The organism is Thalassobaculum sp., from assembly GCF_040219215.1.
In the GTDB taxonomy this organism is placed as follows: Bacteria; Pseudomonadota; Alphaproteobacteria; order Thalassobaculales; family Thalassobaculaceae; genus Thalassobaculum_A.
In genome coordinates this window covers 13,116-34,698 of the sequence record NZ_JAVJSX010000015.1, presented here as the reverse complement: position 1 = coordinate 34,698, position 21,583 = coordinate 13,116, and the positions used below count along the sequence as shown (strand labels likewise).

The window sequence follows — 21,583 nt, the reverse complement described above, 5'->3', positions numbered from 1 at the left end:
ACTTCCGGAAGGGAGGTTGAGCAATGGGCTCGTCCGGACTGTCCATCACATCTGATGATCTTCTCCCCCTGATCGGCGGCGCGCACGCTCCGGTGATCGTAGACGTGCGCCGTCGACCGGTATTCGACGCCGACGACCGCGTGTTGCCGACCGCGATCTGGCGCGACCATCTGGCGGTCGATGCCTGGATCGGCGACCTGCCGGCGGGCGTTCCGGTGGTGGCGTATTGCGTCCACGGCCACCAGGTTGGCCAGAGTGCCGCCAGCCGGCTGCGCCTGGCCGGTGTCGATGCCCGCTATCTGGCGGGCGGCATCGAGAGCTGGAAGGCTGCCGGCGGGCCGGTGGTCGCAAAGCGGCCGGACTGGTGCGATCCGGCCGCCAGCGGTCCCAGCCGATGGGTCACCCGAGAGCGGCCGAAGATCGACCGGATCGCCTGCCCCTGGTTCGTCAGGCGGTTCGTCGACCGCCGCGCCGAGATCCACTATGTCGAGGCCGAGTGGGTGCGCGACGCCGCCGTGGAACTGGGGGCGGTGCCGTTCGACATTCCCGATGTCGAACTCACTCACATCGGCGCCACCTGCAGCTTCGACACCCTGATCGCCGCCTACGGCGTGACCGATCCGGCGCTGCTGCGGCTGGCCACCATCATCCGCGGCGCCGACACCGCCCGGCCCGACCTGGCGCCGGAAGCGGCCGGGCTGCTCGCCCTGTCGCTCGGCATCTCGGCATCGACCGTCGATGACCAGGAGGCACTGCGTCTCGGGTCCGTGCTGTACGACGCCCTGTACGCCTGGGCGCGGTTCGCCGCGGCCGAGATCCACAACTGGCCGGCGGCAGCCGGCGCGCCGAGCGTTGTCGCGGGGGCGGCACGATGACCGCTCTCGACACCACGGCACCGACGGTCGGGTTCAGCGAGGCAACCCGGACCTGGCTGCGGATCGGCCTGCTGAGCTTCGGCGGGCCGGCCGGCCAGATCGCCCTGATGCACCGCACCCTGGTCGAGGAGAAGCGGTGGATCGACGAGAGCCGGTTCCTGCACGCCCTGAACTACTGCATGCTCCTGCCGGGACCCGAGGCCCAGCAACTCGCCACCTATGTCGGGTGGCTGCTGCACGGGGTGCGCGGCGGGGTGGTCGCCGGGGTGCTGTTCATCCTGCCCGGCGCGCTGGTCATGCTGGCGCTGGCCACACTGTACGCCGGGTACGCCGATCTGGCCCTGGTCGGGGCGGCGTTCTTCGGCATCAAGGCGGCCGTTCTGGTGGTGGTGGTCGAGGCGGTGCTGCGGATCGGCAGGCGGGCGCTCAAGTCGCAGGCGGCGGTGGCGATCGCCATCCTGGCGTTCGTTGCGATCTTCTTTCTGGCGGTGCCGTTCCCGATCATCGTGCTGAGCGCGGCGGCGATCGGGACGCTGGTCCACCGGCTGCAGCCCGGCCTGCTGGCCGGCGGCTCCAGCCACGGCCCGGCCGGGACGGCGGTGACGAACACCCTGCCGCCGACCAGCGCATCCGGCGCTTTCACGGCGGCCGGGGTCTGCCTCGTGCTGTGGGTGGCACCGCTGGTCCTGCTGTTCGCCGTCCTCGGTCCCGACGACGTGTTCGTCCGGATCGGGCTGTTCTTCAGCAAGATGGCGGTGGTTACCTTCGGCGGCGCCTATGCGGTGCTGGGCTACATCGCCCAGGAGGCGGTCGAGGGCTACGGCTGGCTGGCGCCGGGCGAGATGCTGGACGGCCTGGGCCTGGCCGAGACCACGCCCGGGCCGCTGATCCTTGTCGGCCAGTTCGTCGGCTTCCTGGCGGCGTGGCGCGGGGCGTCCGGGCTCGATCCGTGGGTCGCCGGCGCGACGGGTGCGGCACTCACCGTGTGGGTCACCTTCGTGCCGTGCTTCCTGTGGATCTTCCTCGGGGCGCCGTTCATCGAACGGCTGCGCGGCAACAAGGCGCTCGACGCGGCACTGTCGGCGATCACCGCCGCGGTGGTCGGCGTGGTGCTGAACCTCGGCGTGTGGTTTGCGCTGCATGTGTTCTTCGCCGATGTCGCCGAGACGTGGCTGGGGCCGGTGCGGCTGTTCGTCCCAGTTTGGGGAAGCGTCGACCTGGCGGCGATCGGACTCAGCACCCTCGCCGCTCTGGCCTTGCTGCGGCTGAAGGTACCGATGCTGCTGGTGCTGGCCGGGGCCGCCGGCCTGGGCGTGATCCGCACGCTGATCGTCGGCAGCTGACGCGTCCGCTACAAGGCGCGGCGACCGCAGACTTGCGGCATCCGCATCCTTCGCATACCTACACTGGCTCACGGTGACGCGGGCTCCCGGCCGGGGCACTTCCTGGCCGGTGGCCCGCGCCGCCATTCTCGACGCCGCCTTGCCCGAGCCAGGGAGTTGTGATGACCGGCGAGCCGATCCGGACCGATGTGACCATCGTGGGCGCCGGCCCGTGCGGGCTGTTCGCGGTGTTCGAACTCGGTTTGCTCGACCTGAAATGCCATCTGGTCGACATCCTCGACCGGCCCGGCGGCCAATGCGCCGAGCTGTATCCCGAAAAGCCGATCTACGACATTCCGGCGGTGCCGGTCTGCACCGGCCAGGAGTTGACCGAGCGGCTGATGGAACAGATCCGTCCGTTCGACCCGGTGTTCCACTTCAGCCAGATGGCCGAGAAGCTGGAACGCACCGGCGACGGCTACTGGCGGATGACCACCGACATCGGCACGGTCATCGAGTCCAAGGTGATCGTGGTTGCCGCCGGCGGCGGCAGCTTCGTGCCGAAGAAGCCGCCGATCAAAGGCATCGACGCCTACGAGGGCACCAGCGTGTTCTACGCGGTGCGGCGCATGGAACAGTTCCGCGGCAAACGGCTGGTGATCGCCGGTGGCGGCGATTCCGCGCTGGACTGGACCGTCAACCTGCAGCCGATCGCCCAGTCGCTGACCCTGGTTCATCGCCGCGACGAGTTCCGCGCGGCACCGGACACCGTCAACAAGATGCGCGCGCTGGTCGCGTCCGGTGAGATGTCCCTGGAGATCGCCCAGATCGGCGGCGTCGAGGGTGCCGACGGCCGGCTCGAAGCGGTGATCCTCAAGGACAAGGACGGCGAGCGGCGGGTCGAGTGCGACACCCTGCTGGCGTTCTATGGCCTGACCATGAAGCTCGGCCCGGTTGCCGAGTTCGGGCTGAACCTGCATGAGAACCTGATCTCGGTCGACACCGAGCGGTTCGAAACCTCGACGCCCGGCATCTTCGCCATTGGCGACATCAACAGCTATCCGGGCAAGCTGAAGCTGATCCTGTCCGGGTTCCACGAGGCGGCACTGATGGCCCAGGCCGCGGTGCGCATCGTTCACCCGGACCGCAAGATCCGATTCCAGTACACGACGTCCAGCTCCGAGCTGCAGCACAAACTGGGGGTTGCATGAAGATCCACGTGACCGACCGCGAGGGCGGCGAACACGAACTAGAGGCCACCAACGGCTGGCGCGTGATGGAGGTGATCCGCGATGCCGGGTTGCCGATCACCGCAGAGTGTGGCGGTGCCTGCGCCTGCGCCACCTGCCACGTCTATGTCGATCCGGCCTGGGTCGACCGGCTGGAGCCGCGCGGCGAGGAAGAGAACGACATGCTCGATCTCGCCTTCGAGGTTCAGGACAACTCCCGCCTGTCCTGCCAGGTGACCGTCACGCCCGAACTCGACGGGCTGAAGGTGACGCTGGCGCCGGAGTGACCCTGCTTCGAACCGGCAACCGCCACCGCTGCGGGCGTCCGGCCTGCGTCATCCCAGACGAGCGCTGCGCGACCCCGCCCGGGACGACGTGAGACCTGGGATGACGTGAGAGACGAAGCGGTATTGCCGCACCCGTCAGTGCAGCGGCAGGTCGTGGGTCGCGTAGCCAAGTTCCTGCGGACGGACCAGTTCGGCGTTGGCGATCCGCACCGTGTGCAGTTTGCCCTCCAGGTTGCGTTCCCAGTAGTGCAGGAACCTGGTCAGCCTCGGAAAATCCGGTGCGATGTCCATGTCCTGCCACAGGTAGCTCTGCAACAGGCCGGGGAAGTCAGGGAAGCGATAGAGAATCTCGGCGGTGGTGAGGCGATACCGGTACAGGTCACGGGCGTTGATCTGCATGGACGACCCTCGTGGGCGTGAGACACTTGACCGTCTCAAGGATGTTGGTAGAAAGGCGCCTTGCGCAAGATTTTTTGTTAAATATATCAACACATTAGCAGCACACGCCCGAGTCTGCTGCCAGCGCGGCGCCCCTGCTGCCCGATGATTCTCGGGTGGACTGCTCCGCCCGCCGCAAACCAAAGCCCGGTTCTCTGCGATTTGCACCGATGAACCAGCGAGTCTCCTTGACTTGGAGCCGCGAGGTCCTTACATCGCTGGCACTCACTGGGGGTGAGTGCTAACACGTGTGGCTCCTCCCCGGGCGACGTCATCCAACACGTCTCAACCTGAGTGTTACGGAGGAATGGTCATGAAGTTTCGGCCCCTGCACGACCGGGTCGTTGTCCGCCGCATCGAGGCTGACAAGAAAACCGCTGGCGGGATCATCATCCCGGACACCGTCAAGGAGAAGCCGCAGGAAGGCGAGATTCTCGCCGTCGGTCCGGGCGCCCGCGACGAGTCCGGCAAGATCCAGCCGCTCGACGTGAAGGCCGGTGACCGGGTGCTGTTCGGCAAGTGGTCGGGCACCGAAGTCAAGATCGACGGCGAAGACCTGTTGATCATGAAAGAGTCGGACATCATGGGTGTGCTCGAGAGCACCGCGAAGTCCGGCAAGAAGGCCGCCTGAAGAAGGGGCCTCGATAGCCGCTTCCCCGAAGGGCAAATCACATTCTCAAGGAGTAATCGCACATGGCTGCCAAGGACGTTAAGTTCGGCATCGATGCACGCAACAAGATGCTGCGTGGCGTGGACGTTCTCGCCGACGCGGTGAAGGTCACGCTGGGCCCGAAGGGCCGCAACGTGGTTCTGGAAAAGTCGTTCGGCGCACCGCGGATCACCAAGGACGGCGTCACCGTCGCCAAGGAGATCGAGCTCTCGGACAAGTTCGAGAACATGGGCGCGCAGATGGTGAAGGAAGTCGCATCCAAGGCGAATGACGCCGCGGGCGACGGCACCACCACCGCGACCGTGCTGGCTCAGGCGATCGTCCGCGAAGGCGGCAAGGCCGTCGCCGCCGGCATCAACCCGATGGACCTGAAGCGCGGCATCGACGCCGCCGTCGAGGCGGTCGTCGCCGACCTCGAGAAGCGGTCCAAGAAGATCTCCACCTCGGATCAGGTCGCCCAGGTCGGCACCATCTCCGCCAACGGCGAGCGCGAAATTGGCGCGATGATCGCCAAGGCGATGGAGAAGGTCGGCAACGAGGGTGTCATCACCGTCGAGGAAGCCAAGTCCCTGCACACCGAGCTCGACGTCGTCGAGGGCATGCAGTTCGACCGCGGCTACCTGTCGCCGTACTTCGTGACCAACGCCGACAAGATGGTGTGCGAGCTCGAGAGCCCGTACATCCTCCTGCACGAGAAGAAGGTCTCGAACCTGCAGGCCATGCTGCCGGTGCTCGAGCAGATCGTGCAGTCGGGCAAGCCGCTGCTGATCATCGCCGAGGACGTCGAGGGCGAGGCCCTGGCCACTCTGGTCGTGAACAAGCTGCGCGGCGGCCTGAAGGTCGCGGCCGTGAAGGCCCCGGGCTTCGGCGATCGCCGCAAGGCGATGCTCGAGGACATCGCGATCCTGACCGGCGGTACCGTCGTGTCCGAGGATCTCGGCATCCAGCTCGAGAACGTCACCCTCGACATGCTCGGCACCACCAAGCGGATCTCGATCACCAAGGACGAGACCACGATCGTCGATGGCGCCGGCAAGAAGAAGGACATCGAGGCGCGCTGTGCGCAGATCCGGGCGCAGGTCGAGGACACCACCTCGGACTACGACCGTGAGAAGCTGCAGGAGCGGCTGGCCAAGCTGGCCGGCGGCGTCGCGGTGATCCGCGTCGGTGGTGCGACCGAGATCGAGGTGAAGGAGCGCAAGGATCGCGTCGACGACGCGATGCACGCCACCCGCGCCGCGGTCGAGGAAGGCATCCTGCCGGGCGGCGGTGCCGCTCTGGTCTATGCCATCCGCTCGCTCGAGAAGCTGAAGGCGGTCAACGACGACCAGCGCATGGGCATGAACATCGTGCGCCGCGCGCTGGAGGCTCCGGCCCGCCAGATCGCCACGAACGCCGGCCACGACGGCTCGGTGATCGTCGGCAAGCTGCTGGAGTCGAAGGACGCCAACTGGGGCTTCGACGCCCAGAACGGTGAGTTCGTCGACCTGATCAAGGCCGGCATCATCGATCCGACCAAGGTCGTGCGCAGCGCTCTGCAGAACGCCGCCTCGATCGCCGGCCTGCTGGTGACCACCGAAGCCATGGTCGCCGACAAGCCGGAGCCGAAGGGCGCCCCGGCGATGCCGGGCGGCGGCGGCATGGGCGGCATGGGCGGCATGGACTTCTGATCCAGCCAAACCACTGACCACGTCACGGCGAGGGCCGGGGAGAAATCCCCGGCCCTTTTCTGTTTGGCGCGAAAGCGCGACAATGCCGATTGACGCGGGTATAATTTTCGCGCGCATTGCCTGAGCCGACGACAACCATCGATGATGGACGAATGACACCAACGACCGGACGCAGTGTCCAGTGACCGATCACGACCAGGAGCCGACCGGCATCTCGGGCCTGGCGTCCGACGAGCCGGTTCTGCGACCGCTCTGGCAGTACTGGATAAAGCGGTGCCGAGATCGGCTGTGTCCGGCCCGCTCCGACATCGATCCTGTCGACATTCCCCGGCTGCTCCCGCACATCGGGCTGATCGACGTCGAGACGGACGCATCGCGTTTCAGATACCGGTTGATCGGCACCCGATTGAACGAGGTCTTTGGCAAAAACTTCACCGGCTCGTACCTCGACGAATCTAAGAACGGCCAGTACGCGATCTTTCTGCACAACCTGTACGCAGAGGCCGCGCGCGATCGCCGAGGGGTGTTCTCGGAGACGGCGTTCGGATACCGGGACACCCGTCACCTGACGGTGCTCCGGCTGATCCTCCCGCTCGCCGAGAATGACGAATCGCCTGTCACGATGCTGCTGTTCGCGAACACCTTCCGGCTGCGCGAACCCGGCGACCCCGAAGTCCCGGACTTCGACCGGGCGATGCCCTATCTTGCCGACGACATCGTCGACATTCGCTCGGTGGCCCACCACCGGCTGTGATGCCCCAACGGCATCGGCGACCCGTCAGACGCTCCGATCCACGAGAACCGCATGCCTCAACGAAATGGTCCCGCCCCCGGGCTTGTCCCTGAACTGATCTGCCGGAATCTTGAGATCAGCCGGCGCTTCTATGTGGACGTCATCGGATTCCGAGTGCTGTACGAGCGTCCGGAAGACCGCTTCGTGTATCTGGAGCGCGAAGGGGTCGAACTCATGCTCGACCAGTTGAGTCCCGCCTCCTGGTTGACCGCCGAGACATCGGTGCCGTTCGGCCGCGGCCTGAACCTGCAGATCACGGTGTCCGACGTCGACGCGTTGCATGCGCGGGTCGAGGCGGCCGGTATAGCGCTGTTCCGGCCAATGGAAGAAGCCTGGTACCGGGCCGACAGCTACCACCTCGGCAACCGCCAGTTCCTGGTGCAGGACCCTGACGGATACCTGCTCAGGTTCTTCCAGGATCTCGGCCGTCGCGATGGTCTGCCACGAGACTACAAGCGCGGGCCAATGCCCGTCGCCTGAGGCGATCCGGCGCATCGTGATCACTCCCGGCGCCCTCTATGGTCACACGGCCTGCCCAGCGACCCGATCGATCGGAGCCCCTTGGATGATTGCCGTCGAAACAGCTGAACTGGCGCCCGATAGCGCGCTTCATCGTTTCGTCGGGCCCGACGATTTCCTGGACTGCTATTCGGTCACCCTCGACCGATCCGACCTGCCGATCGAAGAGATCGCCCGGCACCTGTTTGTCGGCTTCCCGGCCTGGGTCCGAGCGGCCCTCATGGTCAGGGACCTCGCGGTCGCACCGTTCGGGCTCAAGACCGCCTTCAGTCTGCGCTACGCGCCCGCGGGCCGGCCACAAGCCGGCGTCGGCAGCTTCATCAACTTCTTTCGCGTTCAGTCGGTCGCGGGCGATGAAATCCTGCTCGGCGAGGACGACCGTCACCTGGACTTCAGGATTTCAATCCGGCGCAGCGGCCGGTCGCCCGAACGGCTGTCGCTGGCCACCTGGGTGCGAACCCACAACACCCTTGGCCGCCTCTATCTGCGGCTGATCACGCCGGGGCATGTCCTGATCGTGACCTCGCGCCTGCGCTATCTGGCAAGGCAGCTCGCCAGGTAGCGCAGCTCAGGTCGATGCTTCAGAGCGGCGCGCCGAGGCCCTTCAGCCAGTTCCTGAAACCGTCCGCGCCCTTGAACAGATGGGCCTGGAAGCCGAGACCCTGCGCCGCGTCGACGTTGCGGGGCGAGTCGTCGACAAAGGCGGTCCGCGACGGGTTCAACCCGGCGCGCTCGATCAGGATCTCATAGATCTTCGGGTCCGGCTTGATCACTCCCTCCTCGCCCGACACCACCACCGTGTCGAAGAGATTCAGGAAGTCGAAGCGGCGGCGGGTCTGCGAGAAGGTCTCCGCGCCGAAGTTGGTCAGACCGTGGACCGGTACCCCGGCGGTCTTCAAGCTCCTCAGAACCTGGACGGTGCCGTCGATGGCGCCGGGGATCATGGTCTGGAAACGGCCATAGTACGAACGGATCGCCGGGCCCATGTCCGGGTGCCGCGCCAGCGCCTCGGCCTCGGCCTCGGCGATCGACCGGCCACGGTCCTGCTCGACGTTCCAGGCGGGCGGGCAGACCTCGGTCAGGAACCAGGTCATGCGCGCCTCGTCGGTCGTCATGTCGGGATTGGTGAACACCCGGCGGTACAGGTGGCGCGGGTCCCACTCGATCAGCACATGGCCGACGTCAAACACCACGGCGTCGATTGCGCGCGCCTCAGCCATTGTCCCATTCCTCCGGATCGATCGCGAGCACCAGCGCCGAGTGATCGAGTTCGCCGCGCCCCGCCTCGACCAGCGCTTCCCAGAGCGCCAGATTGGCGCTCAGGGCGGGCAGCGCCAAGCCGACCTGATCGGCCAGCGCCTGGGCGGCGCGCATGTCCTTGCGCTGGATCGTCGCTTTGGCCCGGGCCTTGAAGTCGCCGGTCACCATGCGCTCGCCGTGCAGTTCCAGGATCCGGCTGTGGGCGAACCCGCCGAAGATCGCCTCGCGCACCCGCGCCGGCTCGACTCCAGCCCGCCTGGCCAGCGCCAGCGCCTCGGCGACCGCACCGATGGTCAGGCCGACGATCATCTGGTTGGCGGTCTTGGCGATCTGGCCGGCGCCGACCGGGCCGACATGGGTGATCCGCGCGCCCAACACCCGGAACAGCGGCTCGGCCCGGGCGAAATCGGCGTCGCTGCCGCCGGCCATGATGGTCAGGGTCCCGGCCTCGGCCGCGACCGTCCCGCCGGACACCGGAGCGTCCATCCAGCTGCCGCCGACCATGCGGATTCGTCCGGCAAAGTCGCGGGTGCGATCGACCGCGGTGGTGCCCATGTCGATCACCAGGGCGTCCTCGAGCAGGCCGTGGGCGATGCCCCACTCGTCCTCGTACGGATCGAAGGCGATCGCCTCGACCGCGTCGGCGTCGGTGACCATCACGATGACGGTGTCGACGGCCTCGGCGACGTGGCGGGGCGACGGCTGCACGCTCGCCGACGGCAATTCCGCCGCCAATGCTTCGGCCTTCTCAATAGTTCGGGTCCACAGCACGAGTTGGGCACCGGCCGCCGCCAGGCGATGCGCCATCGGCACCCCCATCAGGCCAAGCCCGATCAGCCCGATCCGTCGCCCGGGCAGACTCGCTGGAACGTCCGTTGCCGCCCCGGTCGCCATGGCAGCCTCAGAGGCGGGCGTAGCGGGCGCCGGCGCCGCGTTCAATAGCGGCGGCGGTCAACCGGTCGACGTTGATCTCGTGACGCAGCATCTCCAGATAGCGCAGCTCCTCCTGGGTCGCCTCGCCGTCGGCCGCGACCACGTCGCAGGCCAGCGCGTAGGCGGTCGCCCGCAGGCGGTCCGGCAGGTTCTCCTTGATCTGCGACATGACGACGTCGAGCCCGTCGGCCTCGGTCAGCAGGTCGGTCGCAGCCGAAGCGACCTGCGCCAGATTGCCCTGTTCGAAGTCGGCGAAGATCGGCAGGTGCTTGACGATGTCGCGGATGGTTTCCAGCTCGGAATCCGCAAGCGATCCGTCGGCGGCGGCGCCGACGACCATGGCATAGAGAAGGGCGACGTGATGGTTGATCATGAGATCGATCGTCCCGTGTCTGAATGAAGCCGTGCGAGGTATAGCGATCCTGCCGTGAACCGACAACCGGCGGTCTCGACACTGGCCCCGGTCGCGACCTAGGCTGCCGACCCATGCAGCCCGTGCTCGACGTCGTCCTCCCGGTGTTCGCAATCCTGGCGGCCGGGTGGGCCGCCGGTCGATTCGGACCCTTCAAGCAGTCCGCCGCCGGCGTGCTGAACGACTTCGTGTACTGGATCGCGTTCCCGGCGCTGATCTTCCGGGCGATGGCGACGGCGCCGCTTTCGACCACCTTCGACCTGCCATTCCTGGCTGCCTATTCAGCCGGCGTGTTCGGCGCCTTCGCCATCAGCTACATCGTCGGCCTGCTGGTGTTTCGGGCCCGACCCGCCGCCCTGGCGTTCCAGGCGATGTGCGTGGTGTTCGCCAACACCGGCTACATGGGCGTGCCGCTGCTGCCGGTCGCCTTCGGCGACGAGGCCCTGCTGCCGGCGCTGATCCTGACGGTCTACAACGCCGCCTTCCTGGTGGCACTGTTCGTGGTGCTGGTCGAACTCGACCTGCGCGCCGCCGATCCGCCGCTCAAGGTGCTGGGCGGCGTGCTGCGCGCGACCTTCCTCAATCCGCTGGTGCTCGCCGCCCTGGCGGGCGCGGCATGGTCGGCGTCGGGCTGGGGTCTGCCGTCGCCGATCCGGACGTTCTGCGAGATCCTGGGCGCCGCCGCCGCCCCGGCCGCCCTGGTAGCCATGGGCCTGTTCATGGTCGGCAAGCCGATCCGCGCCGGGCTGGGCGAGGTCGGCTGGCTGGTGTTCCTGAAACTGCTTATCCAGCCGGCGCTGGTCGCCTGGATCGCGCTCGGGCCGCTGGCACTGGGCTCGCTGCAGGCGCGTTCGGTAATCCTCAGCGCCGCCCTGCCGACCGGCTCGCTGGTGTTCGTCCTGGCCTACCGCTACGGTTTGTACGTCGAGCGGTCGACCTCGGTGATCCTGATCTCGACCGTCCTGTCCGGCTTCACGCTGTCGGCCCTGCTGCTGTTGCTCGGCACCGGCTGACGCCACATTCCGCGATGAGAGAGATCCCATGACCGAACCACAGCCCCGCCTCGGATACGTCGGACTCGGCCTGATGGGAGGGCCGATGGCGAAACGGCTGCTCGACGCCGGCTACCCACTGACCGTGTGGAACCGAGCCGCCGCCAAGGCAAAGCCGCTGTCCGACGCCGGCGCCGTCGTGGTGGAATCGCCAGCGGCCGTCGCCAGGGCAAGCGACATCGTGTTCACCTGCCTGACCGACACGTCAGCGGTCGAGGCCGTGGTGTTCGGCCCGGACGGCATCGCCTCGGGCGCGGCCAGCGGCACAGTCCTGGTCGATTTCTCGTCGATCCAGCCGGCGCGCACCGTGGCGTTGGCGCAACGCCTGCGCGACGAGGCCGGCATGGGCTGGATCGACGCGCCGGTGTCGGGCGGGGTGCCCGGCGCTACGAATGGCACGCTGGCGGTGATGGCCGGCGGCGAGCAGACGGATTTCGACCGGGTGGCACCGGTCGTCGCCCACCTGTCCGGCCGGTTCACCCTGATGGGGCCGAACGGCGCGGGGCAGACCACCAAGCTGATCAACCAGCTGATCGTCGGATGCGGCTTTGCGATCGTGGCGGAGGCCTGCCAGCTCGCCGAGGACGCCGGCATCGACCCCGCACGCATTCCGCTGGCGCTGGCCGGTGGGCGTGCCGACTCGCCGATCCTGCAGCAGTACATGCCGCGCATGGCGGCGCGCGACCGGGAGGTCCAGGCCCGGATCGCCATCATCGTGAAGGACCTGACGACGGTGATGGACGAGGCGAAACGGCTCGGCTCCGCCCTGCCGATGACCGGGCTCGCGACCGAATTGCACAAGCTGCTGGCACGCCGCGGACTGGCCGACGCCGACAACGCCGAGATCATCCAGCTGTACACGCCGGACTGACAGAAGCCGGACGGAGCGGGCCCGCAATCCGTCGGTTGGCGGGCCCTCGTTGTGGGCGGCAGACCCGCTGCACGTCCGCTTGCCCTGGCCGGTCCGGCCGTGCGACCGTCACACCCTGCTACCCTCCGAAGTCGACCGCCTCACACGCCTTCCGCCCAGCGCGACCAGATAGTCAGGGAGAAAGTCATGGCTGCTTTGCCACCGGATCCGTTCGAAAGCGGGATCATCGCATTCGCCGCCGACCTGCGCGGCGGCCGGATCACCGCGGTCGAAGCCACCGACGCCTGCCTGGCCCGGATCGCCGCGTTGAACCCCAGGCTCGATGCGTTTCAGCTGGTCGACGCGGAACGCGCCCAGAAGGCCGCCCGCGCCGTCGACGAGATGCTCGCGGCCGGCACCGACCTGGGCCCGCTGATGGGCGTTCCGATCGCGGTCAAGGACATCGTCGCGGTCGACGGCCTGCCGACCACCAATGGCTCGCTGCATCCAAGCGCTGATCTGACCGGGCCGGAAGGACCGCTGATCGGGCACCTGAAGGCTTCCGGCTGCATCATCCTCGGCAAGACCAAGACCGTGGAGTTCGCGCTCGGCGCCACCGGTGTCAACGAGGCGCGCGGAACTCCCTGGAACCCATGGGATTCCGGCATTCACCGGATTCCCGGCGGCTCGTCCAGCGGGTCGGCGGTGGCGGTGGCGAGCGGGATGTGCGGCTTCGCGCTCGCCACCGACTCCGGCGCCTCGATGCGGATTCCGGCCAGCTTTACCGGATTGTTCGGTCACAAGACGACGGTCGGGCTGTGGCCGACCGAAGGGGTGTTCCCGCTGTCTCCGACACTGGATTCGATCGGCCCGCTGTGCCGCAGCGCCGGGGATGCGGCACTGATCCACGCCATCGTCACCGGCGAGGCCCTGCCGATGCCGACGCGGCTGGCCGGGCTGAAGCTGGGTCGGCCGACCAACTTCTTCTTCGACGACCTGGACGACACGACCCGCTCCACCGTCGAGGCGGCAATGCTGGCGCTGTCGGCGGCCGGGGTCGAGATCGTCGACATCGAGATCCCCGAGGTCGAGGAACGGGCCCGGATCTTCTCCGCCATCGTCCCGGCCGAGCTGGTCGCCCGCCTGACCCCCGAGGGTTTCGCCAAGGCCAAGCCGAAGATGGACCCTGTCACCGCCATGCGGGCCGCCCACGGGCTGGAAGTGTCAGCCATTGAGTACGCGTCGGCCCAGTTCCGGCTGCGCGAGTTGGAAGAGATCGCCGACGAGCATTTCGACGGCCTGGACGGCTGGATCGCCCCCAGCACCCCGTTCGTTGCCATGCCGATCGACACGCTCAAGCATGCCGACGTCGCGCAGCGTGCCATGCTGTCGTCGCGCAACACGCAACCGGCCAACATCTTCGGGATCTGCGCCGCCAGCCTGCCGATCCAGCAGTTCGGCGCAGCGCTGCCGGTCGGCCTGCAACTGATGGCCCCGCGCGGCGAGGATGCCCGGCTGTTGTCGATGGCCCTGGCGTTCGAACCGGTCCTCGGCGTCGGCACGCCGCCGGACCTGAGTGGCTTCCTGGAGTAAGGCGGGGACCCCGAAGGCCGCAGATCTCCGCTTCCTGGTCGTCACCCCGGTTGCCGCGTCGCGGCGAACCAACAGGAGACCCCGATGCGTGTCGTCGCCACCGACCGTCACGAAGCCCACGCGCCCAAGGCGTTCATCATGCGCGGCAACCGGATCGCCAGCCCGGAAACCCCGGAGCGCGCGGCGATCTTCCATCGGGCCGTCGTCGCCGGCGGCCACGCGCTGCTGGAGGCTAAGGAGCATGGGCTGGCCCCGGTGGCGGCCATCCATGCCGCCGACTACCTGGGGTTCCTGGAACACGCCTGGTCGGAATGGTCGGCCCTTCCAGACCATGCACCCGAGATCCTGCCGAACATCCACCCGGGCCGGAACATGGCGATCCACCCGACCCACATCGTCGGCAAGGCCGGCCACTACCAGGCCGACACCGCCTGCCCGATCGGTCCCGGCACCTGGCTCGGCGCCCGTGCATCGGCCGACGTGGCGATCACCGCCGCCGACCTGGTGGCAGCGGACGGCCTGCCGGCCTACGCGCTGTGCCGCCCGCCGGGCCACCATGCCTATGCCGACCAGGCCGGCGGCTTCTGCTTCCTGAACAACTCGGCGATCGCGGCCCAGCGGTTGCGCGACGGCGGGGCCAAGCGGGTGACCGTGCTGGATGTGGACGTCCATCACGGCAACGGCACCCAGGGCATCTTCTACCGGCGCGCCGACGTTCAGACCGTGTCGATTCACGGTGACCCGCACGCCTACTACCCGTTCTACACCGGCTATTTCGACGAGATCGGCGCCGGCCCGGGGCGCGGCGCCAACCTGAACCTGCCGCTGCCGCGCGGCACCGGCGACGTCGGTTATCTGGAGACCCTGGAGACCGCGATAGCGGCGATCGACGCGTTCAAGCCGGACGCCGTGGTGGTCGCCCTCGGCCTCGACCCGTCGGAGAACGACCCGCTGGCCTTCCTGTCGGTAACCACTGCCGGCTTCCGGCGGATCGGGGAGCGGCTCGGCAAGGCACCGTACCCGACGCTGATCGTCCAGGAGGGCGGCTACATCTGCGACGCGCTGGGCGACAATCTGGCGGCGGTGCTGGCCGGGTTCGAGACCGGGCGCGCTTAACGAGCTTGCCCCACGGTTCGCGGCGGCGGAACATGCCGCCACCGGTATCGAGTGACGCAGGCGCATGCCCGATCCTGTTCCCCCGTCGTTCGCCCTGCGAGGCCCTGCACTCGTGCACGCGCTGCTGCGCACCGGACTGATCGCGCCCGCGCGCTACCTCGAGGCGCTCCGCATCGTGCGCGACGACGCGTTCTGGCAACGCTGGGGCCGGCGGACATTGCTGGCGCTGGCGGTCGGGCAGATCCTGGTCGGAATCGTGTTCTTCTTCGCCTTCAACTGGGCCGACCTGCCGCCGTTCGCGAAGCTCGGGGTGATCCAGGCCGGTATCGCTCTCTGCACCCTGGGCGCATGGCTGGGGCGAAACCAACCGATCGCCTGGGAGGCGCTGCTGACCGCCGCCGTCGTGCTGGTCGGCGTGCTGCTGGCGGTGTTCGGCCAGATTTACCAGACCGGCGCCGACGCCTACACGCTGTTCGTCGGCTGGGCAGCACTGATCCTGCCGTGGGTGCTGGCGTCGCGGGCGCTGGTGCCCTGGGTGGTGTGGCTGGCGGTCGCCGGCGCCGGTGCGGTGACCTACGCGATGCAGATCGCAATCCCGATGGGCTGGATCAGCGTGGAGGGCGCTGTCCTGCTGCTGGCGGTGTTCTACGCAGGCGTTCTCTTGGGTCGTGAGGCGGCCACACGGTTCGGCGTCCGGTGGCTGCAGCCGCTGTGGCCGCGCCGACTGCTGGTCGCCGCCATCCTCGCGCTGACCTTTACGACGGCCGTCTCCGGGCTGACCGAGTCGGTGATCACCCCCGCCGGCTGGCTGGCGATGGCGGGATACTCGGCCGCAGCCGTCGGTCTCGGCATCGCGTGCGTTGTCCTGCTCGATCTTCCGGCGGTCGTGATGGCCGTGCTCTCAGGGTGCCTGTTCCTGACGGTCGCAGGCGGTCGGATCGTGTTCGAATGGCTCGACCCGGAAGTGGGCGGGTTCGGTGCCGTGGTGATGCTGGTGCTGGCGGTGTTCGGCGCGGCCTTCGCCCTGCTGCGCCGCCTGCGCGTCTGGATGGCCGCCCATGTCTGACGCCCGCACCGCCGATCTCTGTCGCCGATTGGACCTGGACAGCGAGACAGTCCATGCCATCGCAACCGCGACCGCACACAGCGACCTGCCCTGGTACATGCATGTCCTGACCGGCATCGGCGCCTGGTTCGCGGCGACCGCGATGATCCTGACCGTCGGTGCCGCGATCTTCCCCGCACTCGATGAAAGCAGCCTTCCTCTGACCGCCGCCACCTTCGGTGCGGTCGTCGCCACGGTTTCCGCAATAACTCACCGAAGCCACAAGCAAGCCTTCGCCGTCCAACTGGCGGTTGCCGGGGCCCTGGCCGGGCAGGGGCTGCTGGCCGGCGGGATGGGATGGCAGTTTGAATCCGTGACGGTCGCCGCGGTCTTGGCCGGGTCTACGACGACGCTGTTCATCGTCCTGATCAAGGACCAGCTGCTCCAGTTCCTGGCATCGACCGCGACCCTGTGCCTGATCCAAGCGGCCTTGATCGGCCACGACATGCCGCAGGCGGGGGGCCTGCTGGCAGCCCCGGCGCTGGCCGGCGCGCTCACTTTGCTGATCCGGCCGTTGGGCCCCCAGGATCTGCGCGGCCTCGCCTATGCTCTGCTGCTGATACCGGTCGCCGCGCAGTCGGTCCTCGGTGTCGGCGGGCTGAGTGCCGACTGGCTGGCACGCGCCACCTACGCCATCGGTTTGATCGCCATGCTGTGGCTGCTGTGGCATGACGCGACGCCGGGCCGCCGAGCGTTGGTGGCCGTCGCAGGCGCCGCGGCACTGCTGCTGGGTGCCGTGATCGCCGCCGGGATGCTGGCGTCCCTGTTGCTGCTCACCCTCGCCTACACTCTGGGCAACCGCATGCTGGCCAGCTTGGGCGTGGCGGCGACCGTGTGGTTCCTCGGCCAATTCTACTACGACCTGGAACTCGACCTCCTGCAGAAGTCGGGGATGCTGGTCGGGGCGGGCCTGCTGCTTCTGGCGTTGTGGTGGCACTGGCACCGCCAGTCCGCCACGGAGCCCGGGCATGCGTAAATGGCTCGGCATGGTCGGCGTGTGGGGCGGATTGGCGGTCGTGCTGATCGCCGTCAACCTGCAGATTTTGGAAAAGCAGCGGATCCTCGACGACGGACGCACCGTGCTGCTGGCATTGCGTCCGGTCGACCCCCGCTCGCTGATGCAGGGCGACTACATGATCCTGCGCTACGACCAGACCGTGGTCGCGGCCCACCACGATGCGCCGGCGCTGGACGGCCGGATCGTGGTCGCCCTGGACGCCGATGGCGTGGCCACGTTCCGCCGGTTCGACGACGGCACGCCGCCCGCCGGCGACGAGCAGAACCTGCGCTACAAGGTACGCGCTCCGTCCGGCTTCGGCGTCGCCACCGACCAGGTTGAGCTGACCATCGGCGCCGAGTCGTTCTTCTTCCAGGAAGGTCACGGCGACCTCTATGCCGAGGCGCGCTACGGCATTCTCAAGGTCGCCCCCGACGGCAGCAGCGTGCTGGCCGGATTGGCCGACGCCGGGCGCCGGCCGATCCGGCCGTAGAACCTACCCCCGGTTCATCCGCTGCTGCACCAGATCCTCGACGACCGCCGGGTCGGCCAAGGTCGAGATGTCGCCGAGCTGGTCGTGCTCGTTGGCGGCGATCTTGCGCAGGATGCGGCGCATGATCTTGCCCGAGCGGGTCTTCGGCAGGCCGGGGGCCCACTGGATCAGGTCCGGCGAGGCGATCGGGCCGATGTCCTTGCGGACCCACTGCACCAGTTCCTTGCGCAGCTCCTCGGTCGGGGTCTCGCCGGCGTTGAGCGTCACATAGGCGTAGATGCCCTGGCCCTTGATGTCGTGGGGATAGCCCACGACAGCCGCTTCGGCGACCTTGGCGTGGGCAACCAGCGAGCTCTCGACCTCGGCGGTGCCCATGCGGTGGCCGGACACGTTGATCACGTCGTCGACCCGGCCGGTGATCCAGTAGTAGCCGTCCGCGTCGCGCCGGCAGCCGTCGCCGGTGAAGTACTGCCCCGGGAACGTCGCGAAATAGGTCTGGAAGAACCGTTCATGGTCGCCATAGACCGTGCGCATCTGGCCCGGCCAGCTGTCGGAGATGCACAGATTGCCGTCGGCGGCACCGTCCAGCGGCTTGCCGTCGTTGTCGACCAGCAGCGGCTTGACCCCGAAGAACGGCAGGGTCGCCGAGCCCGGCTTCAACGGAATCGCCCCCGGCAGCGGCGTGATCAGGATGCCGCCGGTCTCGGTCTGCCACCAGGTATCGACGATCGGGCAACGCTCGTCGCCGACCACCCGGTGGTACCACTGCCAGGCTTCCGGGTTGATCGGCTCGCCGACCGAGCCCAACAGCCGCAGCGACTTGCGCGACGTCTTCTTCACCAGCGCCTCGCCCTCGCGCATCAGGGCGCGGATCGCGGTCGGCGCGGTGTAGAAGGTGTTGACCTGATGCTTGTCGACGACCTGCCAGAACCGGCTGGCGTCCGGGTAATTCGGCACGCCCTCGAACATCAGGGTGATGGCGCCGTTCGCCAGCGGGCCGTAGACGATGTAGCTGTGGCCGGTCACCCAGCCGACATCGGCGGTGCACCAGTAGATGTCGCCCGGCTTGTAGTCGAACACGTACTCGTGGGTCATCGAGGCGTAGACCATGTAGCCGCCGGTGGTGTGCAGCACCCCCTTCGGCTTGCCGGTCGAGCCCGAGGTGTAGAGGATGAACAGTGGATCCTCCGCGCCCATCTCGGCCGGCGGGCAGTCGGCCGACGCCGTCGCCAGCAGGTCGTGATACCAGTGGTCGCGCCCGGCGGTCATGTCGACGGTCCCGCCGGTGCGGCGGACCACGACACAGGTCTTGCAGGACGGGCAACTCGCCAGCGCGGCGTCGGCGTTCTTCTTCAGCGGCACCTTGCGGCCACCGCGCAACCCTTCGTCGGCGGTGATCACGATGTTGCTGTCGCAGTCCTGGATGCGGTTGGCCAGGCTGTCGGGCGAGAATCCGCCGAACACCACCGAGTGTATGGCGCCGATCCGGGTGCAGGCCAGCATGGCCACCGCCGCCTCGGGGATCATCGGCATGTAGATCGTCACCCGGTCGCCCTTCTTGACGCCGCGTCGCTTGAGCACGTTGGCGAGCCGGCACACATGCTCGTAGAGCTCGCGATAGGTAATCTTCTTGTCGTCGTAGGGATTGTCGCCTTCCCAGATGATGGCGACCTGGTCGCCCCGCCGTTCCAGATGCCTGTCGACGCAATTGTAGGCGACGTTGGTGACGCCGTCCTCGTACCACTTGATCGAGACCTTGCCGGTGAACGAGGTGTTCTTGACCTTGGTGTAGGGCTTGAACCAGTCGATCCGCTGGCCGTGCTTCATCCAGAACCCTTCGGGATCGTCGATCGACTGCTTGTACCAGGTCTTGTAGGTGGCCTCGTCGATCAACGCCTTCTTCTTGACCGCCGCCGGTACCGGATACACATCAGCTGACATCGGATTCCTCCACTGGGTTCGGGCGCGCGGCCCATCATGCTCGGTCCGCCCGGCCTCTCCCGTGACCCGGCGCGTGGGCCCCGTCTAACGCGAAGCCTCTCCGCGCGTAAATTAGACCATGGACAACCAGCGCGACCGGATCGATCCTAGCGGCGCCCTCCGTCCAGCTTCAAGTCGGCGACCGCCTGCCGCAGCGCCCCGTCGAGCGGCGTGTGCGGCTCGGCGCCGATCAGCGCGGCGAGCTTCGATCCGTCCAGCGAGTGCGGCACGTCCCACAGGTAGCGCATCTTGATCACCTCGCGCAGGATCGGGTTGAACAGGCCCGCGATCCGCAGCAGCGGCCACGGCACCGACCCGGGCTTGAGCGAACGGCCCACCGCCGCCTCCATGGCGGCATGGAACTGCGCGCCGGTCACCGTGTGCCCGGTGAAGTGGAACCGCTCGAACCGGCCCAGTTCCCCGCGCTTTTCGGCGACCGCCACGAAGGCCGCGCCGAAATCGGGCAGGTAGGCGAACGCGTGCGGCACGTCCCGGCGCCCCGGCCAGACGAGCCGGTTCCTGCGAAGATCCTTGGCGATGACCAGATCGAGCCAGCTTCCGTCGACCGGCCCGCCGAAGAAGTCGCCCGCGCGCAGCACGATGGTCTGCACGCCCTCGGCCGCAGCGGCGCGGAACCTCTCCTCGATGTCGACGCGCAGACGCCCCTTTTCCGTATCCGCCGGCATGGATGCGTCCTCGGACATGTCCATCCCGATGCCGGTGCCGAAATTGTAGACGTTGCCCGGCAGCATCAGCGTCGCGTCGGCCGCCTTCGCCGCCGCAAGCATGTTCTCGGCCATCGGCACGACGTGCGTGGCCCATTTGTCGTAGGTCGGGTTGAGCGCGTGCAGGATCACGTCCGCCCCGGCGCAGGCGTCTGTCACGGCCTGACGGTCGAACGCGTCGGCCTCGACGGGCTCGACGCCCTGCGGCAGACGCTTAAGCTTCTCGCCGCGCGCGATGCCGCGCACGGTCCATCCGGCGGCGACGAAGGCGCGTGCTGCGTTGAAGCCGATGCGGCCGGCCGCGCCGGCGATGACGATGGTGCTCATACTGGTTCTCCTTGTCCGATCGTGTCGTCGGAGCCGGTATGAGCCCTTCCCTTACGTATCGATAGACCGAATTGCGGATGTTTGGTATTCATTGATGAATGGAACAGCTCCGCTTCGACTGGAACCTCGTCCGCAGCTTCCTCGCCGTGATCGAGGCGGGCACGCTGAGCGGCGCGGCGCGCGCGACCGGCGTGTCGCAACCCACGCTCGGCCGCCACGTCGCCGAACTCGAGGCGCAGACGGGCCTGGTCCTGTTCGGACGGGGCCGGGCCGGCATGATCCCGACCCAGGCCGCGCTGCGGCTGGTCGAGGAGGCGACCGCGATGCGCGACAGCGCCGCCGCCTTCGCCATGGCCGCCGCCGACCAGGAGACCCGGGTCGAGGGCGTCATCCGGATCACCGCCAGCCGCGTGATGTCGACCTACGTTCTGCCGCCGTTGCTGACCGATCTGCACCGCGCCGAGCCGGCGCTCGAGATCGAACTGGCGCCGAGCGACGCGATCGCCAACCTGCTCGCGCGCGATGCCGACATCGCCGTCCGCATGGCCCGCCCGACCCAGAACGATTTGATCGCGCGCAAGGTGGGCGACTTCGCCATGGGCGCGTGGGCGCATCCGGACTATCTGGCGCGCGCGAGCACCCCCGCCGATCTGGACGCCCTGTTCCGGCACACGCTGATCGGCTACGACCGGTCGGACCTGATCGAGCGGGGCATGCGGCGCCTGATCGGCTACTATGACCGGTCGGCGTTCCGCATCCGCACCGACGACCAGATCGCCTACTGGGAGCTGGTCAGGGCGGGGGCCGGCATCGGCTTCGGTCCGATCCACGTGGCGCGGCGCTCGGGCGAACTGGTTCGCGTCCTGCCCGAACTGGCGATCGACCCGCTGCCGGTCTGGCTTGCCTCGCACCGCGAACTGCGCCACAGCGCAAAGGT

At 68.0% G+C, this 21,583-nt stretch carries 22 protein-coding genes and 1 pseudogene; 17 read left to right on the top strand and 6 right to left on the bottom strand.

What is annotated here, in order from left to right:
- The first annotated feature begins 23 nt into the window (after positions 1-23).
- From RIC54_RS12700 to RIC54_RS12685, 4 genes are all read left to right on the top strand, one after another.
- A complete protein-coding gene (locus tag RIC54_RS12700; protein ID WP_350092179.1) occupies positions 24-875 on the top strand; it encodes a chromate resistance protein ChrB domain-containing protein in 852 nt (283 codons plus the stop codon).
- A complete protein-coding gene (gene chrA / locus RIC54_RS12695) occupies positions 872-2,218 on the top strand; it encodes a chromate efflux transporter (RefSeq protein WP_350092176.1) in 1,347 nt (448 codons plus the stop codon). The genes RIC54_RS12700 and chrA overlap by 4 nt, the downstream gene beginning before the upstream one ends.
- Before the next feature lie 161 nt (positions 2,219-2,379).
- Positions 2,380-3,408, top strand: coding sequence for an NAD(P)/FAD-dependent oxidoreductase (locus tag RIC54_RS12690; RefSeq protein WP_350092173.1), 1,029 nt, complete (start codon positions 2,380-2,382; stop codon positions 3,406-3,408).
- Entirely contained in the window at positions 3,405-3,713 is a 309-nt protein-coding gene (locus tag RIC54_RS12685; RefSeq protein WP_350092170.1) for a 2Fe-2S iron-sulfur cluster-binding protein, read from the top strand. The genes RIC54_RS12690 and RIC54_RS12685 overlap by 4 nt, the downstream gene beginning before the upstream one ends.
- A 135-nt stretch (positions 3,714-3,848) precedes the next feature.
- On the opposite strand, the gene RIC54_RS12680 is transcribed toward RIC54_RS12685, so the two are convergent.
- A complete protein-coding gene (locus RIC54_RS12680) occupies positions 3,849-4,112 on the bottom strand; it encodes a Usg family protein (protein ID WP_350092167.1) in 264 nt (87 codons plus the stop codon).
- A 352-nt stretch (positions 4,113-4,464) separates the two neighbouring features.
- Between RIC54_RS12680 and RIC54_RS12675 the strand changes: the two genes are divergently transcribed.
- The 5 genes from RIC54_RS12675 to RIC54_RS12655 all read left to right on the top strand — a co-directional run bounded on the left by RIC54_RS12675 (position 4,465) and on the right by RIC54_RS12655 (position 8,365).
- Positions 4,465-4,782 (top strand): co-chaperone GroES, encoded by a 318-nt coding sequence (locus tag RIC54_RS12675; protein ID WP_350092164.1) that lies wholly within the window; start codon positions 4,465-4,467, stop codon positions 4,780-4,782.
- Between the two features lie 62 nt (positions 4,783-4,844).
- Complete coding sequence (gene groL / locus RIC54_RS12670) at positions 4,845-6,491, top strand: chaperonin GroEL (protein WP_350092161.1); 1,647 nt, start codon at positions 4,845-4,847, stop codon at positions 6,489-6,491.
- 181 nt (positions 6,492-6,672) lie between these two features.
- Positions 6,673-7,245 carry a PAS domain-containing protein gene (locus RIC54_RS12665; RefSeq protein ID WP_350092158.1) on the top strand — a complete coding sequence of 191 codons (573 nt, stop codon included), beginning with the start codon at positions 6,673-6,675 and terminating at the stop codon, positions 7,243-7,245.
- Positions 7,246-7,296: 51 nt separating this feature from the next.
- On the top strand, positions 7,297-7,764 hold the full coding sequence (locus tag RIC54_RS12660; RefSeq protein ID WP_350092155.1) for a bleomycin resistance protein: 468 nt from the start codon (positions 7,297-7,299) through the stop codon (positions 7,762-7,764).
- 85 nt (positions 7,765-7,849) lie between these two features.
- Positions 7,850-8,365: a DUF2867 domain-containing protein gene (locus RIC54_RS12655; RefSeq protein ID WP_350092152.1), complete on the top strand. Its 516-nt coding sequence runs from the start codon at positions 7,850-7,852 to the stop codon at positions 8,363-8,365.
- 19 nt (positions 8,366-8,384) lie between these two features.
- On the opposite strand, the gene RIC54_RS12650 is transcribed toward RIC54_RS12655, so the two are convergent.
- From RIC54_RS12650 to RIC54_RS12640, 3 genes are read right to left on the bottom strand one after another with little or no spacing between them, the layout of a single operon-like run.
- A complete protein-coding gene (locus RIC54_RS12650; RefSeq protein WP_350092149.1) occupies positions 8,385-9,023 on the bottom strand; it encodes an HAD family hydrolase in 639 nt (212 codons plus the stop codon).
- Positions 9,016-9,957, bottom strand: coding sequence for an NAD(P)-dependent oxidoreductase (locus tag RIC54_RS12645; RefSeq protein WP_350092146.1), 942 nt, complete (start codon positions 9,955-9,957; stop codon positions 9,016-9,018). The genes RIC54_RS12650 and RIC54_RS12645 overlap by 8 nt, the downstream gene beginning before the upstream one ends.
- 7 nt (positions 9,958-9,964) lie before the next feature.
- Positions 9,965-10,369: a tellurite resistance TerB family protein gene (locus RIC54_RS12640; protein ID WP_350092143.1), complete on the bottom strand. Its 405-nt coding sequence runs from the start codon at positions 10,367-10,369 to the stop codon at positions 9,965-9,967.
- Between the two features lie 113 nt (positions 10,370-10,482).
- Here RIC54_RS12640 and RIC54_RS12635 point away from each other — a divergent pair, with 113 nt between their 5' ends.
- From RIC54_RS12635 to RIC54_RS12605, 7 genes are all read left to right on the top strand, one after another.
- Positions 10,483-11,421, top strand: a complete 939-nt coding sequence (locus tag RIC54_RS12635) for an AEC family transporter (RefSeq protein ID WP_350092140.1) — start codon at positions 10,483-10,485, stop codon at positions 11,419-11,421.
- Positions 11,422-11,449: 28 nt separating this feature from the next.
- A complete protein-coding gene (locus RIC54_RS12630; RefSeq protein ID WP_350092137.1) occupies positions 11,450-12,331 on the top strand; it encodes an NAD(P)-dependent oxidoreductase in 882 nt (293 codons plus the stop codon).
- A 186-nt stretch (positions 12,332-12,517) separates the two neighbouring features.
- Positions 12,518-13,903: an amidase gene (locus tag RIC54_RS12625; RefSeq protein WP_350151070.1), complete on the top strand. Its 1,386-nt coding sequence runs from the start codon at positions 12,518-12,520 to the stop codon at positions 13,901-13,903.
- Between the two features lie 84 nt (positions 13,904-13,987).
- A complete protein-coding gene (locus RIC54_RS12620) occupies positions 13,988-15,019 on the top strand; it encodes a histone deacetylase family protein (RefSeq protein ID WP_350092131.1) in 1,032 nt (343 codons plus the stop codon).
- A gap of 64 nt (positions 15,020-15,083) precedes the next feature.
- A complete protein-coding gene (locus RIC54_RS12615; RefSeq protein ID WP_350092128.1) occupies positions 15,084-16,085 on the top strand; it encodes a DUF2157 domain-containing protein in 1,002 nt (333 codons plus the stop codon).
- The gene (locus RIC54_RS12610) at positions 16,078-17,100 is read left to right on the top strand and encodes a DUF4401 domain-containing protein (protein ID WP_350092125.1); all 1,023 of its coding nucleotides are present in this window, start codon (positions 16,078-16,080) and stop codon (positions 17,098-17,100) included. Before RIC54_RS12615 ends, RIC54_RS12610 begins: the two co-directional genes overlap by 8 nt.
- A complete protein-coding gene (locus RIC54_RS12605; RefSeq protein ID WP_350092122.1) occupies positions 17,093-17,614 on the top strand; it encodes a GDYXXLXY domain-containing protein in 522 nt (173 codons plus the stop codon). The genes RIC54_RS12610 and RIC54_RS12605 overlap by 8 nt, the downstream gene beginning before the upstream one ends.
- 3 nt (positions 17,615-17,617) lie before the next feature.
- Here RIC54_RS12605 and acs read toward each other — a convergent pair whose 3' ends face one another.
- Together acs and RIC54_RS12595 are read right to left on the bottom strand one after the other, a co-directional pair.
- Positions 17,618-19,555 carry an acetate--CoA ligase gene (gene acs, locus RIC54_RS12600; RefSeq protein ID WP_350151068.1) on the bottom strand — a complete coding sequence of 646 codons (1,938 nt, stop codon included), beginning with the start codon at positions 19,553-19,555 and terminating at the stop codon, positions 17,618-17,620.
- A 146-nt stretch (positions 19,556-19,701) separates the two neighbouring features.
- Positions 19,702-20,646: an NmrA family NAD(P)-binding protein gene (locus tag RIC54_RS12595; protein ID WP_350066364.1), complete on the bottom strand. Its 945-nt coding sequence runs from the start codon at positions 20,644-20,646 to the stop codon at positions 19,702-19,704.
- Between the two features lie 98 nt (positions 20,647-20,744).
- On the opposite strand from RIC54_RS12595, the pseudogene RIC54_RS12590 reads away from it, so the two are divergent.
- Positions 20,745-21,557, top strand: a pseudogene (locus RIC54_RS12590) (LysR family transcriptional regulator); the annotation flags it as partial.
- Positions 21,558-21,583 lie beyond the last annotated feature (26 nt).

Bases quoted from the DNA above. Each gene is read 5' to 3' on its own strand.
- RIC54_RS12700 (WP_350092179.1), top strand. From the start codon at position 24: ATGGGCTCGTCCGGACTGTCCATCACATCTGATGATCTTCTCCCCCTG.
- chrA (WP_350092176.1), top strand. From the start codon at position 872: ATGACCGCTCTCGACACCACGGCACCGACGGTCGGGTTCAGCGAGGCA.
- RIC54_RS12690 (WP_350092173.1), top strand. From the start codon at position 2,380: ATGACCGGCGAGCCGATCCGGACCGATGTGACCATCGTGGGCGCCGGC.
- RIC54_RS12685 (WP_350092170.1), top strand. From the start codon at position 3,405: ATGAAGATCCACGTGACCGACCGCGAGGGCGGCGAACACGAACTAGAG.
- RIC54_RS12680 (WP_350092167.1), bottom strand. From the start codon at position 4,112: ATGCAGATCAACGCCCGTGACCTGTACCGGTATCGCCTCACCACCGCC.
- RIC54_RS12675 (WP_350092164.1), top strand. From the start codon at position 4,465: ATGAAGTTTCGGCCCCTGCACGACCGGGTCGTTGTCCGCCGCATCGAG.
- groL (WP_350092161.1), top strand. From the start codon at position 4,845: ATGGCTGCCAAGGACGTTAAGTTCGGCATCGATGCACGCAACAAGATG.
- RIC54_RS12660 (WP_350092155.1), top strand. From the start codon at position 7,297: ATGCCTCAACGAAATGGTCCCGCCCCCGGGCTTGTCCCTGAACTGATC.
- RIC54_RS12655 (WP_350092152.1), top strand. From the start codon at position 7,850: ATGATTGCCGTCGAAACAGCTGAACTGGCGCCCGATAGCGCGCTTCAT.
- RIC54_RS12650 (WP_350092149.1), bottom strand. From the start codon at position 9,023: ATGGCTGAGGCGCGCGCAATCGACGCCGTGGTGTTTGACGTCGGCCAT.
- RIC54_RS12645 (WP_350092146.1), bottom strand. From the start codon at position 9,957: ATGGCGACCGGGGCGGCAACGGACGTTCCAGCGAGTCTGCCCGGGCGA.
- RIC54_RS12640 (WP_350092143.1), bottom strand. From the start codon at position 10,369: ATGATCAACCATCACGTCGCCCTTCTCTATGCCATGGTCGTCGGCGCC.
- RIC54_RS12635 (WP_350092140.1), top strand. From the start codon at position 10,483: ATGCAGCCCGTGCTCGACGTCGTCCTCCCGGTGTTCGCAATCCTGGCG.
- RIC54_RS12630 (WP_350092137.1), top strand. From the start codon at position 11,450: ATGACCGAACCACAGCCCCGCCTCGGATACGTCGGACTCGGCCTGATG.
- RIC54_RS12625 (WP_350151070.1), top strand. From the start codon at position 12,518: ATGGCTGCTTTGCCACCGGATCCGTTCGAAAGCGGGATCATCGCATTC.
- RIC54_RS12620 (WP_350092131.1), top strand. From the start codon at position 13,988: ATGCGTGTCGTCGCCACCGACCGTCACGAAGCCCACGCGCCCAAGGCG.
- RIC54_RS12615 (WP_350092128.1), top strand. From the start codon at position 15,084: ATGCCCGATCCTGTTCCCCCGTCGTTCGCCCTGCGAGGCCCTGCACTC.
- RIC54_RS12610 (WP_350092125.1), top strand. From the start codon at position 16,078: ATGTCTGACGCCCGCACCGCCGATCTCTGTCGCCGATTGGACCTGGAC.
- RIC54_RS12605 (WP_350092122.1), top strand. From the start codon at position 17,093: ATGCGTAAATGGCTCGGCATGGTCGGCGTGTGGGGCGGATTGGCGGTC.
- acs (WP_350151068.1), bottom strand. From the start codon at position 19,555: ATGTCAGCTGATGTGTATCCGGTACCGGCGGCGGTCAAGAAGAAGGCG.
- RIC54_RS12595 (WP_350066364.1), bottom strand. From the start codon at position 20,646: ATGAGCACCATCGTCATCGCCGGCGCGGCCGGCCGCATCGGCTTCAAC.